Origin of the sequence: Protofrankia symbiont of Coriaria myrtifolia (assembly GCF_900634755.1) — a bacterium.
Classification (GTDB): Bacteria; Actinomycetota; Actinomycetes; order Frankiales; family Frankiaceae; genus Protofrankia; species Protofrankia coriariae.
Window position 1 is genome coordinate 1 of sequence record NZ_CAAAFS010000046.1, and the last position, 12436, is coordinate 12436.

The 12436-nt window shown below is 67.4% G+C and carries 15 protein-coding genes and 2 pseudogenes; 9 read left to right on the plus strand and 8 right to left on the minus strand.

Features of this window, described 5'->3' with window-relative positions; genetic code table 11:
- The coding region (locus CM1CMNOD_RS21400; protein ID WP_165490435.1) for a hypothetical protein at positions 1-657 on the plus strand (657 nt) is incomplete at its 5' end.
- Positions 658-679: 22 nt separating this feature from the next.
- Here CM1CMNOD_RS21400 and CM1CMNOD_RS02290 read toward each other — a convergent pair.
- The 4 genes from CM1CMNOD_RS02290 to CM1CMNOD_RS02305 all read right to left on the minus strand — a co-directional run bounded on the left by CM1CMNOD_RS02290 (position 680) and on the right by CM1CMNOD_RS02305 (position 2665).
- A complete protein-coding gene (locus CM1CMNOD_RS02290; protein ID WP_202797666.1) occupies positions 680-1171 on the minus strand; it encodes an ISAs1 family transposase in 492 nt (163 codons plus the stop codon).
- Positions 1168-1389, minus strand: coding sequence for a helix-turn-helix domain-containing protein (locus CM1CMNOD_RS02295; protein ID WP_013872065.1), 222 nt, complete (start codon positions 1387-1389; stop codon positions 1168-1170). Before CM1CMNOD_RS02295 ends, CM1CMNOD_RS02290 begins: the two co-directional genes overlap by 4 nt.
- Positions 1389-1874: a DUF2975 domain-containing protein gene (locus CM1CMNOD_RS02300; RefSeq protein WP_043602825.1), complete on the minus strand. Its 486-nt coding sequence runs from the start codon at positions 1872-1874 to the stop codon at positions 1389-1391. The genes CM1CMNOD_RS02295 and CM1CMNOD_RS02300 overlap by 1 nt, the downstream gene beginning before the upstream one ends.
- 416 nt (positions 1875-2290) lie before the next feature.
- Entirely contained in the window at positions 2291-2665 is a 375-nt protein-coding gene (locus CM1CMNOD_RS02305) for an ArsR/SmtB family transcription factor (protein WP_013872067.1), read from the minus strand.
- Positions 2666-2764: 99 nt separating this feature from the next.
- On the opposite strand from CM1CMNOD_RS02305, the gene CM1CMNOD_RS02310 reads away from it, so the two are divergent.
- From CM1CMNOD_RS02310 to CM1CMNOD_RS02330, 4 genes are all read left to right on the plus strand, one after another.
- A complete protein-coding gene (locus CM1CMNOD_RS02310; RefSeq protein WP_013872068.1) occupies positions 2765-3643 on the plus strand; it encodes an LLM class F420-dependent oxidoreductase in 879 nt (292 codons plus the stop codon).
- A 189-nt stretch (positions 3644-3832) separates the two neighbouring features.
- A complete protein-coding gene (locus tag CM1CMNOD_RS02320) occupies positions 3833-4219 on the plus strand; it encodes a VOC family protein (RefSeq protein WP_013872069.1) in 387 nt (128 codons plus the stop codon).
- A gap of 356 nt (positions 4220-4575) precedes the next feature.
- Positions 4576-5478 (plus strand): alpha/beta hydrolase, encoded by a 903-nt coding sequence (locus tag CM1CMNOD_RS02325; protein ID WP_013872070.1) that lies wholly within the window; start codon positions 4576-4578, stop codon positions 5476-5478.
- Between the two features lie 5 nt (positions 5479-5483).
- Positions 5484-5843, plus strand: coding sequence for a response regulator (locus CM1CMNOD_RS02330; RefSeq protein ID WP_241250234.1), 360 nt, complete (start codon positions 5484-5486; stop codon positions 5841-5843).
- 150 nt (positions 5844-5993) lie between these two features.
- Here the strand turns inward: CM1CMNOD_RS02330 and CM1CMNOD_RS02335 are convergent, their stop codons facing one another.
- The gene (locus CM1CMNOD_RS02335) at positions 5994-6224 is read right to left on the minus strand and encodes a hypothetical protein (protein WP_131772075.1); all 231 of its coding nucleotides are present in this window, start codon (positions 6222-6224) and stop codon (positions 5994-5996) included.
- 626 nt (positions 6225-6850) lie between these two features.
- On the opposite strand from CM1CMNOD_RS02335, the gene CM1CMNOD_RS02340 reads away from it, so the two are divergent.
- The 4 genes and pseudogenes from CM1CMNOD_RS02340 to CM1CMNOD_RS22155 form a co-directional block, all read left to right on the plus strand.
- Positions 6851-7753: an esterase/lipase family protein gene (locus tag CM1CMNOD_RS02340; protein WP_043602828.1), complete on the plus strand. Its 903-nt coding sequence runs from the start codon at positions 6851-6853 to the stop codon at positions 7751-7753.
- Positions 7754-7912: 159 nt separating this feature from the next.
- A complete protein-coding gene (locus CM1CMNOD_RS23840) occupies positions 7913-8209 on the plus strand; it encodes a tyrosine-type recombinase/integrase (RefSeq protein WP_050803305.1) in 297 nt (98 codons plus the stop codon).
- Positions 8210-8224: 15 nt separating this feature from the next.
- Positions 8225-8572, plus strand: a complete 348-nt coding sequence (locus CM1CMNOD_RS23845; protein WP_050803306.1) for a tyrosine-type recombinase/integrase — start codon at positions 8225-8227, stop codon at positions 8570-8572.
- 676 nt (positions 8573-9248) lie between these two features.
- A pseudogene (locus CM1CMNOD_RS22155) lies at positions 9249-9500 on the plus strand (hypothetical protein); the annotation flags it as partial.
- 262 nt (positions 9501-9762) lie between these two features.
- On the opposite strand, the gene CM1CMNOD_RS02355 reads toward CM1CMNOD_RS22155, so the two are convergent.
- From CM1CMNOD_RS02355 to CM1CMNOD_RS21405, 3 genes and pseudogenes are all read right to left on the minus strand, one after another.
- The gene (locus tag CM1CMNOD_RS02355; protein WP_013872074.1) at positions 9763-10659 is read right to left on the minus strand and encodes a hypothetical protein; all 897 of its coding nucleotides are present in this window, start codon (positions 10657-10659) and stop codon (positions 9763-9765) included.
- Between the two features lie 60 nt (positions 10660-10719).
- Positions 10720-11304 carry an RNA polymerase sigma factor gene (locus CM1CMNOD_RS02360; RefSeq protein ID WP_013872075.1) on the minus strand — a complete coding sequence of 195 codons (585 nt, stop codon included), beginning with the start codon at positions 11302-11304 and terminating at the stop codon, positions 10720-10722.
- A gap of 710 nt (positions 11305-12014) precedes the next feature.
- A pseudogene (locus CM1CMNOD_RS21405) lies at positions 12015-12436 on the minus strand (hypothetical protein); the annotation flags it as partial.

Below are 12436 nucleotides of genomic sequence, written 5' to 3' on the forward strand. Positions count from 1 at the left end.
AGACTGATGCTCTACTTCTATTCGACCGAAGGAATGTACACGCATTTCACCGCCTTCGGCATCCCGCAGCCGATCTGGACCCACAGCGGTTACGCCGTGCTCTACGCGGCACCCGCGCTCACGATCGCCCGAAGGATCCGGCTCGGCACGCTGACGCGAAACGGGCTGTTCGCCTGGGCGGGCGTTGAACTGCTGATGTCCTGCACGTTCGAGATGATCGGTATCAACGGTGGCGCCTACACGTACTGGGGGCCGCACGAGCTGCGTGTCTTCGACTACCCGCTGGTCATCGGTGTGCTCGAGGCCGCGCAGGTGATGCTCTTCGCCGTCCTTGCGGCGCTGCTGCGTGAGCGGGCGCGGAACCCCGTCGGTCTGCTGGGCCTGTTCGTCGTGTTTCCCTGCACATTCTTCATGGCGAATTTCGGTGCCGGCGCGCCGGTCATCATAGCCCTGCACCTTGAGGACACCTCGCGCCTGCTCGTTGTGCTGGCGTCGCTGCTGAGTATCGCGTTCGCGGCGGCTGCGGTCCGGGGCGCCAGCCTGTTCCTGCCGCCCGCCGCCGGACACCGTGAAACGGCCCCCGTCGACGGCCCAGGAGGATTCTTCCGGACGAGAACAGCCGCCGGCATCCCGCGGGCGGACAGGGCTTCGGCGTAGTCGCGTGACGTCTGTTCCATGGTCATGTGAGTCCGAGGATGGCGAGCGGTCGGCTGGCGTCGCGGGCGTTGTGCCGGAGGCCGGCGGCGATGCTGCTCTTCCCGGCGAGGCGAAGGGCGCCGATGGCGAGGTTGCGCCAGGTCGCCATGGCCCGGGGTGCGGAGCCGGTTCGCAGCTGGGAGGCGTCCTCGGCGAACGTCACGTCTCGGACGTGGTGCAGGGCTTCGATCTTCCAGTGGCTGCGGATCAGCCGGGCGAGCTCGGCGGGTGTGGCCTGTTCCGCAGTGAGGCTGGTGACCGCGTAGACGGTCTTGATGCTGACCTTGCCGGTCTTGCGGTCCACTCGGCGGCGCTTGAGCTGGACGGCCTGGCGGGCGCCGGGAAAGAGCAGGCTGTTCACCGTGCACACCTTGATGCGGCGGATCTCGCCGCGGCCGTGGCCGGTGTCGCGGGTGCGGCCCTGCAGCGGGCCGGTGGTGCCAGGCGTTTTCACGCCCGCCCTGGGGCATGTCATCCGCCCGCGGCGTCCTCGGCCTCCCAGCGCAGCAGGTCGCCCGGCTGGCACCTGAGCACCTCGCAGAGCGCGGCGAGCGTCGCGAAGCGCACCGCCTTGGCGCGGCCGTTCTTGAGTACCGCCAGGTTGGCGGGCGTGATCCCTACGCGGTCCGCGAGCTCGCCCACGGACATCTTCCGCCTGGCCAGCATCACGTCGATGTCGACGGCGATCGGCATCAGATCACCTCGTCCAACTCGGCCTGCATCCGTGCCGCTTCGACGTCGCGCGCGACGGCCTGGGCGAGCAGCATCCGCAGTACGAGCACGATGAGCGCGACCCCCAGGATGGCCACGCCAACCCCGCCCATGATGACGGTGACGCCCGGGTCGTCCCGCTGGCCCGGCGCATTGAGGACCGTGACCGCGAACCACACGAGGGCAGCCGCCACGATCGCGCCGATCACGACGTCCACGTACCGGAAGGCGGCGTGGGAGAACACGGTTCCGCGTCGCACCATCGTCACCAGCCGCCATACGCAGACCAGGGCGACCTGGACCGACATCATGCCCAGGATCGTGATCAGGCGCAGCGGGGTCAGCGGGAGCGACTCGTCCTCCGGGTCGGTGGCCACCGCCCACACCATCAATGCCTGTATGAACGCGGTGCCGGCGAGCACCACCACGAGCACGGCGCGCAGCGCACGCACTGTCAGCTTTCCCATGGCTCGCCCTTCCATCGATTTGCGATGGGAATCTATCGAAATTCGATAGGTGAAACAAGGGCTGGGACGGAGGGTGGGCGGCAGTTTCGCACCGTGGCGGGACGCCGCCGCCTCCCATGGCATGGCGTTCGCGCGAACCGTCTCGATCTTGTCGAAGTCGGCCTCGTTTGAGCACAAATCGGACGCCACCCGACTACGCCGAAGCCCTGGCGGGCGGACTGGTCGCAACGCCGACCGCGGCGAAGTAGGAAAGCAGGAACGAAGCAGAAGGAACGAAACAGGAAACAGGCGGGACCTCTCCGCCGTACACGACCTGTTCGCCCCGGGTCCTGTTCGCCCCGGTCGGCCCGAAGCGGCACCGGGGCGAACAGGCGTGGGCGTTGCCCTCGTCCTGGGTGTCGACCAGTGTTCGGAGGCTACCGGGACGGAGCGGTGTGGGCGTCACGCGGCGCTGGTCCGGGCTGTTCGTCCTCGGCGAGCACAAGGCCGAGCAGGCCCGGGAAACGGGCGTCGAACTCGGCGCGGCGAAGCCGGTTGAGTCGGCGCGGCCCCTGGTCGACCTGTTCGAGCAGCCCCGCGGCCCGCAGCACGGCGAAGTGGTGGCTGGCGGTCGCCTTCGACACCGGCAGATCGAATGTGCCGCAGGCTCGGGTGAACTCCGGCTCGCCCGCCAACGTCCGCAGGATCAGCCTGCGGACCGGGTCCGCGAGCGCCTCCAGGGCGTCCTGCAGGGGCACGTCCTTCGGATCGGTGTGACGTAGAGTGCGGGCGCGTCGAGCCTGACCGGCCATCGTCTCCTCGGGTTCGTCTTCTCGAACTCCCTATATGTTCGACAGGTATCGTACACTCACGTTTATTCGACCACCATCGAACACGCGAGGGAGATCGTCATGGCGATACAGCTGGGCCGGGTGGGCATCTGGTCCCCGTCGTACATCTGGGAGGCCGACGACGCCCACGAGGCCGCGGCGGAGATCGACGCCGCAGGCTACGGAGCCCTGTGGCTCGGCGCCGCCGCACCCGACCTGAAGCTGCCCGAGAAACTGCTCGCCGCCACGGACCGGCTGGTAGTGGCCACCGGGATCGTCAACGTGTGGGCGGTCGACGCGACGGAGCTGGCCGCGAGCTTCCACCGGCTGGCAACGGCCCACCCGAACCGCTTCCTGCTCGGGCTGGGCGTCAGCCACGCGCCGATCGTGGAGCGGCTGGGACGCTCCTACACCCGCCCGTTGGACTATCTCGCCGACTACCTCGACGCGCTCGACAACGCCGCCGAGCCAGTGCCCGTCGACCAGCGGGTGCTCGCGGCGCTGCGTCCGAAGGCGCTCACCCTGGCGGGGCAGCGGTCGGCCGGCGCCCACCCCTACCTGATCACGCCCGAGCACACCCGGATCGCCCGCGAGACGCTCGGCCCCGGCCCGCTGCTCGCCCCGGAGCAGAAAGTCGTCCTGGCGACCGACCCGTCCACCGCCAGAGCTCTTGCCCGTGCCAGCGTCGGTTACTACCTCCGGCTGCCGAACTATGTGCGCAGCCTGCTGGCCCTCGGCTTCACCGAGGACGACGTCGCGGGCGGCGGCAGCGACCGGCTCATCGACACCCTCGTCGCCTGGGGCACCCCCGACCAGATCGCGAAGCGCATCGCCGAACATCACGACGCCGGCGCGGATCACGTGGCCATACAGGTCCTCTCACCGGACATCGACCTGGCCACCCGCAGCGGCCGCCCGCCCAGGCAGGCATGGCAGACCCTCGCCGCCGCCATCCTGTGAGGAAACGCGGCAGCTGAGAAAACGCGGCGCCGGCCGGGGAACACAACTGGATTGGGGATGTGCACGGCGCGCCTGGCTGGTCGTGACCTGCCGTGATGGCCGCTACAAGTTCCACCATCTCGACACGTTACCGTTGGATCAGATCACGCGACGACGGCCACGGCACGCGCAAACAGGAAGCGAAAAGCAATGAAGATCAATTTGGCCAGCATCCTGGTCGATGATCAGGACAAGGCCCTGCGTTTCTACACAGAGGTGCTCGGCTTCGTGAAGAAGACCGAGATCCCGCTGGGCGAGCACCGCTGGCTCACTGTTGTCTCCCCGGACGCCCCGGACGGCGTCGAGTTGGCGCTGGAGCCGGACGGGCATCCCGCCGTCCGCCCGTTCAAGGAGGCACTTGTCGCCGACGGTATTCCGTACACGTCGTTCGCTGTCGACGACGTCCACAAGGAGGCCGAGCGTCTGCGTGCCCTCGGTGTCCGTTTCACGCAGGAGCCGACGGAAATGGGTCCGGTCACCATCGCCGTCCTCGACGACACCTGCGGCAACCTCATCCAGATCGCTCACCGCCGCTGAGCGCTCCGGCCCTCCCGGCCCGCCTGGCTTCTTCTCACCGCCGACCGGATCTCGGCGGGGCCAGGCACGGAATCCGCAGGCCGCGGTACACACAGCCCGGCTGAGCGGGCGTTCTTCAACCGCCCATCGGCATGAGCGGCGGATGCCCACGGTCCCCGTGCCGTGCTTCGGCCGGCTCGCCCACCCTGTCGGCCCATGCTGCCGGCCCCGCGCTGTCGGCCAGTGGCGTTCATCGGACGTCTCGAGATGCTCTACGCGCTGCGGGATGCGGTCGCGTAGTCACCCAACGGACTGTTTTCGCCGTGGCGTTGTCCGGCAGTGGAACGATTGTAAGTGTGCGGCCGAGCAGACGGACGATGCTGCTGGCGGCGCCGGCCACGGTGGCCGGCGCTGTCGGTGGCGCGCTGCTGGCCAGGAGCTCCGGTGACACCGTGCCCCGTCCGTCCGCGGCATCCCCGGCCGGCGGGCGGGCCGGGGATGCGGGGGGCGTTTCGGCTCCGGCCGTCGGCACCGCGACTCCGACTGTCGACGCCGCGGCGCCGGTCCCGGGCGGCCCGCCGGCCGTGAGCCGGACGACGTTCCCGAGCGCGGCGCGGGGCCGGACCGTTTCCGTGACGGTGGTTTCGCCGGCCGGGGCTGCCGTCGACGGCCTGCCGGTGTGCCTCGTCCTGCACGGCCGTGGCGACGACGCGCGGCATGCTGTGACCCTGCTGGGCCTGGACACCGCGCTGGCGGACACGGTCCGCGCGGGAGTACCGCCGTTCACGGTCGTCGCCGTCGATGGCGGCGAGACCTACTGGCATCCGCGTGCGTCCGGAGACGACCCGGAACGCATGATCCTCGGGGAGGTCCTGCCGCGGCTGGCGGACCAGGGCCTGCGCACCAGCCGACTGGCGGTGATCGGCTGGTCGATGGGCGGCTACGGTGCCCTGCTGTTCGCCCGACGCCATCCGGATCTTGTCGTCGCCGTGGCGGCGAGCAGCCCGGCGCTGTGGCGAGCCTACGGTGCCAGCGCTCCGGGAGCGTTCGACTCCGCCGCCGACTTCACCGCTCACCGGATTCTGGGGGAGCCGCCGGCGCCAGGCGTGGCCTACCGGATCGACTGCGGGCAGCGTGACCCGTTCTACGCGGTCTCCCGCCAGGTCGCCGACGATCTGGCGGCTGTGGCACGCGGCTTCGGCCCAGGTGGGCATGATCCCGCCTACTGGCGCGCGGTCACCCCCGCCCAGCTCGCCTTCGTCGGCCGCGCGCTTGAGTGAGCCGCGTGCCCGCCGCCGTCGAGAGACTTCATCCGGATGTCGTGCTGATGGACATCCGGATGCCCGTGATCGACGGAATCGCCGTGACCGAGGCGCTGCGGCGACGCTGGGACTCACCGCCGGTGCTGGTGCTCACCACGTTCGAGGACGAGGAGGTCCTGGCTGCGGCGCTACGAACGGGCGCGTCCGGATTCCTCCTCAAGGGCGTCCCGGTTGACGACCTGCAACGCGCCGTGCGGGCCGTCCTGACCTGTCTCAACCCGATGTGCGCTCGGAGGGAGACGGCCGTCTGGGGCACCATCCCTGGTTTGTGGTCACCACTGGCTTCTGTTGGGAGGGACGGATACGGCAGGCTGGGCACGTAACAAATCACGTCGCGTCGCCCGACTTGTCAGCACTCACCTCACCGATCCGCGCTGACGAGATCGCGACGTATCTCCGCGAGCGGGACCAGCCGGACCCCCCGGTCGACGAGCGGGACGGCTTCTGGTGGAAGGCACCCGCGTTCTCCATCATCACCCGGCATCAGGGCGCTGCTCGTCGAGCACAGCACCGCCTGGGACGTCGAAATCGCCGACCGCCGGATCTTCTTCTACCGGCGAGAAAAAATCAACATTACGGATCTGGAGACGTGGCGACAGGTGTTCCGGCTCGTCCGTGTCGTCGCCGCGGAGATCGTGCGTCAGGGCTCGCGCTACCGGGACGAGCGCTCCGACGAGGCTGCGGTACCCGGGCCTGAGGCGCAACGCTCCTCCGCTCCCATCACCCGCGCCGCGGCCGGCGCGAAAGCACGCCCTCCGCGCGTCGCCGAAAGGGGCCGTCGGCTGCGCCAAGGCTGGCCGCCTGCCGTGAGAAACGGCGCGATCGTGCTCGTCATGATCCGCCGTCGGCCGGGCTGGGGATGCTTGACGCGCGCTCGGCAGCGCGCCCGAACATCCCAACCACAATGGCCCAGGTCGTTGCCAGTTCCCGCAGCACCACGCCTTCACCCTGGCCTTCCCGCTCGGGACGGACAGAGGCCCTGTCGGGTGACCGTCGACGTGCTGGTCAGGCCCTCCAGCAGGACAACGTCGTTGACCCAGGGCAGGGGAATAACCTACAGTAGATCCAAATTCTGCGACAAGGACGACATAGGGGAGGTCGCCGAATAGTCCTTTTGGTGCGCTCTGTTCCTTCGTGGCGACCATCGGATCGCCAGCAATATCACGCGCATCGCCATCCGGTGACATGACCCATGAATCTACGACAAGTTCGATTCGTCATGTTGTCACACTCGTGCGAAATAAAGCGCGGCGTCGTCTCGCATTGACAATTAAAAAAGGAGCATTCCTTGCATCGGAAAGTACAAAAGGAGTATCACTTACGATCAAGGATGGGCTGCATCATCGCGGTCGTCACAGTGATCGTTGCCACGACCATCGTCATCGGCAGCGGCCCGGCGGCCGCGGCCACGTATCCGGTGAACTGGGACGCGTTATCAGCCTACGCGTCCGGTCAACTGAACGCCTCCCCACCCCCGGGTGCGAACGACTGGTCGTGCAAGCCGAGCGCGGCACGTCTCGAACCTGTCATTCTCGTGCACGGCATCACCGAAAACCAGAACGTCAACTGGCAGGCGCTCGCGCCGATACTCGCCAACAACGGGTACTGCGTCTACACCGTGACCTACGGAACGCTCTGGTACACCGCCAACGCCGGTGGCATCGACTACACCGAGAACTCGGCGGGCGAACTGAACGACTTCGTCAACCAGGTGGTGTCCGGCACCAGAGCCAGTCGGGTAAAACTGGTCGGATACTCCGAAGGCGGATTTATCTCCCGGCTCTACATGAAGAATTATGGCACAACACACGTGTCGACCTTCGTCGGGATCTCACCGGTATCCATGGCCCCGCCCACCATCAGCGGACTGCTGACCATTCTCAACATGGCGCCCGGTTGGCAGACGATCGAAATTCTGGGCTGCCCGGCCTGTTACGAATTGTCCACCTGGCCCGCGTTCAATGCGCTGAACTCGCCGCAGGCCACGTTCCCGAGCGTCACCTACACCAACATCATCACCACTCACGACGAGGTGGCCACACCACCGGAAGCGGTGAGCTATCTGCCGGCGGGCCCCAACGCCACCAACCAGGCCGTGCAGACCTTCTGCCCCAACGACCTCGTCGGGCATGTCGGGATGCCTTACGACGTGACCACTGTCCAGTTGGTACTCAACGCCCTCGACCCCCAGCACCGCCAACCCGTTCCGTGCGGGTCCGGGCTCCCGCTGTAACGCTGGGCGATGAATGAGTGATGCCGAGCCAACACTTGGTTGGCCTGGCGTCACCCGCCGTGGACCGGACGGCGGGAATCATTCCGGTGGCACGGCCGCAGGCCCAACCCCCACAACACAACCGGTTGACAGGCACCACTCCTTCAGAGGGTGTCTCACGTGGGGGCGCTGACCGAGGCGGAAGCGAGCCGGGTGCTGGCGGTGGCGCTGGTTGATCGGCTTGTCGCGTTGTGGATGGTCATGTTGGCGCTGGGTCTGCGCAAGGGGGAGGCGCTCGGGCTGCGCTGGGATGTCGTCGATCTGGACGCGGGCCGGAAGCGGTGGGAGTTGGTCGAGGACGACCAGTTGAAGACCAAGAGGTCGAAGGCGACCCTTGCGCTGCCGGAGATGGTCGTTGTCGTGCTCCGCGAGCACAAGGCGCGGCAGGGCGCGGCGAAAGAGGCGGCGAAGGTCTGACACGATGACGGACTCGTGTTCACCACGGCCACCGGCCGTGGGATCCAGCCGCGGAACGTCAACCGCTGGTGGGACAAGGTCTGTGCGGATGCGGGTGTCCGCCGGACTCGTGTTCATGATCTTAGGCACACATCGGCCACGCTCCTTTTCCGTGCCGGGATGGACCTCAACGAGATCCGGGCGTTGCTCCGCCACACGCGTATTGCCACCACGGCGGACATTTACATCGATGTCCTCGAAGACGTCCGGCGCGGGACGGCGGTGAGCATGGACACCATTCTTGATCGGCTGGCCCTGCCCACTCGGCCGGATGCTACGGAACGTGACGATGAGGAGGGCGGGGCCGTGGTGTCCGAGAACTGATCGTTTCCAATTGCAGTACGAACTGCAGTACTAGAGATCAGAAAAGCCCAGAGCCCCGCGCCGTGTGATCGGCTGCGGGGCTCTGACCTGCCTCAACCAGCGTGCGCTCGGCGGCGCGCTCCGAACATCCCCAACCGCCGTGGCCCCGGTCGTTGCGGGTGTCGTCGACATTTTGGCTGCCGGCGGCGGAGCAGCTGGTGTTACGACGGCTTGGCTGGACCGAGCTGCGTCAGATCACAGCCAGGTAGGGAGTGTCGCTGACGGCCTACCTGGTGTGGCCTACCTGGTGTTTCTGTGGATGTTGAAAATGGGTTGGACCGGATGCGGCAGGGGGGCGCGAGCCGACACGACGGCGATTGCTGGCAGGGGCTGCTCCCAGCTCGCGTCGAGGGCTCCCAGCTCTGTCCCCGCAGGTAGCCGGAGGCGTGTCAACATCGCCGGCATGGTCTGTTTCCGTCGAGCGTGAACACGGCGACGGCGTGTGCCCCAGTCACGGCGAGAACCTATCCCAGCGCCGGGTTGCGGCCAGCCGGCCCGTCGCCGGCGGTCGCGGCTGTTGCAATAGCCGTGTTTGCCGTAGTCGCCGTGGCTGTGGCGCCGGCGAGTGTCCGGTGAACGCCTCGGCCGCCATCGTTGGAAGATCGAAAGGATGATCGGATGGCTCGATGGCTATCGCCGGCTGACCGGCGAGTACGCGCTCGGCCCCGAGGCGGGTGAGCGGCTGCAGCAGGCCACGCTGGCTATCCGCGCCCGCGCGCCGCTCGATGTCGTCCAGCCGTTCCCCAGCTTCTCAGAGATCTATGTCAGCGCACTGAAGGCGCTGTGTAGCGAGATCATGGCGGACCGCTACCCGGTCCGGCTCAACCTCATCGCCCCCGGCTTCGTCGACACGCCGTTGTCCGCGTCGAGCTCGGCCCGGAGGCGATGACGGCGGCCGAGGTTGATGACCTGCCGCACCTGCCGGGCCACGCACGCCACGATCTGCTCCGCAATAACTTGACCTGGATCAGTGATCGAGGATTTGGGCTTGCCGGATCTGGCATGTCCGGCGGACCTGCTTCCGGACCTGCCAGATCGGCTTCGCCGATCTGGCAGGAATCCCGGATCCGACAGGGACCCCGGACGCGCAAGAAGCGTGATCGCGCCGCCTTTGGCCCTGCTGTATGACCGTTACCGTTCCCCGGTGCCGCTCAAGGCTTCACGGAAGCCCCGAGGTCTGCGCCTCCCCGAGACACACCGGTTTCCGCACCCGCTCCTCCCGGGGAGGAGACAGCGGCTCCCGAGCCCACTCCTGCCGGGGACACACCGGCTCCCGCATCCGCTCCTCCCTGCGGTACGGAAACGCCGAGGTTCGCTCCTTCCTGCGACACGGAAGCGCCCACGGAGCCGCCGGCGACCCCGACCTGGCCGTCGACGCCGTTGACACCCCCGCCCACGGTTGCGGTGGCTGAGACACCGCCGACCGTCTGGCCTGCGACTTCCGCGGCTGATGCGGGGACCTTGAGTATCTCGCCGCAATAGGCTGCGACCTTGCCCTTGCCACCCGCCGCGGCGATCAACGGGGAGAAGGTCGGCTCGTCGAGGGCCTTGCCCGACCTGTCCGGGTGCTCCGCCGCGGCGGCCGTGTAGGTGTGGCACAGCGCGGGCAGCGCCGCCGGGGCAATGGCGCCCGCGTCCGGAACATGAGCCGACGGATCGGCCGCCTGAGCGGAGGCGGAGGTTGTGATGCCGGCGGCGGCTTCGTGCTCACCGGGCGAGGACAGAGCACCAGTGCTGGCGGCGACAGCGACACCACCAACAGTTGTAGCAGCGACCGCCGCAACTGCGATCTTCACCGTGAGGAGCTTCGCGAGGGCAATTTTGATCATCGGTTCTCTCCGGAGCTGGTTGACAGGAACAAGACGCGCCTCCCGGAAGGCGGCAACAGCCGCTTCCTCCCCGGCGAGCTCGTCGGCACGGGCCGGAGCGGCCACGGCGGCGAGCAGGCCGGCGAGGGGGCCCGAACCTGCCGTCGGATCGACCGGGACGCCGCGAAGCATCCGCTCTGCGTCTTCCCGGTCGATCCGACGGGGTCGGTAGGTGCTCATCTCACGTCCTTCAGCGTCCAAGCTCTCACTGGTGTCACACCCAACTGGCAGTCACTGTCTTCAGCACATCGTGTCATCTTGACCATCTTCACCCGCCGGGTTTCCGTCCGCTCCGAGCTGTTCGGCCAGACGGCGCAACCCGCGATATGCCGCGGTGCGGACAGCGCCCGCACGCTTGCCCAGCACGCGTCCGGCGGTCTGAGCATCCAACCCGATGACCACCCGCAGGAGCACGGCTTCGGCCTGATCGCGTGGCAGGCCGGCGATCAGCCGTATCGCCGTATCGGTCGACAGCGTTTCCAGCGCCCGTCCGGCGGTGTCGTCGGGAGAGGGCAGATCGGTCATCTGCTCGACCGGCACGTCGTGCTGGGGACGGCGTCGCTGGCGGCGTATGTGGTCCAGAGCACGGTGGCGGGCGATCGTCGCCGCCCAGCCGCGGAACCCGTTGGAATCTCCGCGAAACGACGGCAGATCCCGGGCGATCTGCAACCACGCCTCGGACGCCACGTCCTCGGCGTCGTCACCGACAAGCACCCGCAGGTAGCGCAGTAACCCCGGCTGTACCGCCCGGTAGATCACCTTGAAGGCATCCTCGTCACCACGCTGCGCCTTGGCCACGTCGAGGGAGATGTCCGCCAGGCCCACCCGTGGCGCCTGCGCCTGTACCTCGTAACCGTCGTGCGGTGCCGCCGCCGTATCGGCGCACGATCGTCGCCGCGGGATGCCGACACCGACGGTGCTGGCATCCCCACCGCTCATCTCCGTGCTGCGATCCACCGGCCAGATGATGCGGTATGTCCGGCAACCTGCCGACGCAGGGGCTCTGATCTTACAATCTGTTAAAAGCATGCTACTGAGATGATATAGATGAGTTTTGCTTATGAATGTCTATAGCTAGTCCTGTGCTATGATTTGGAACTTTTCGCGAGCGGTGGATCTCGGTCCATGCCTCGGTGGTGTCGGCTGGACTGATCGTTTCCAATTGCAGTACCAGAGATCATAAAAGCCCAGAGCCCCGCGCCGTGTGATCGGCTGCGGGGCTCTGACCTGCCTCAACCAGCGTGCGCTCGGCGGGACTCGAATCCCCAACCTCTTGATCCGTAGCTAGATCTGGATCATCCGTGAACGTTCACCGAAGTCCGCCGCGTCCACTGACCTGCGCTCGGCCGTCCGCCCGCGTCCGCGGGTGTGCGTCGTCGTCCGCGGGCTTGGCTGTCAGATTTGCTGTCATCTTCACCCACCGGCCCCGAACGCGGTCCACCGGTTGCGATGCGCTGGCCATGCGGAACGTGGTCCAGATCAGCGGCTCCTCTGGGTCCTGGCGATCGCGACGGACGGTCGCGTGGGGACGCCTGTCACAGGACGGAGTTGTTGATGATCGTGGCCAGTGCGATGCCAGCCGCGCCTCGTGCGACGGGCTCGGCCTGGGCGTTGGCGATGACGGCGCCGTCGATGCTGGAGATGTAGCGGACTCCGGTGTAGCGGACGGTATGGTAGCGTCCGCTCTCGCGCGATAGCTCGGTGATGTTGCCTGTTCCGTAGGTGTCGACGAGTTGCTTGTACGCGGCGGCATCGTTGACGTTGGGCATCTGTACCCAGGACACAGCGACCAGGATGACGTCGCCCTGCTTGTCGCTGATCTGGAACTGGGCGCGATGGAGAGCGGTGCACGGGCGATGACGGAAGAAGTCCCTGACTTCGCCGTAGGCGTGCTCGGCGCAAGTGGCGCCGTCGCTCTGGAAGTGTCCGTTGACGCGGAGGTTGCGTCGCGCTAGTG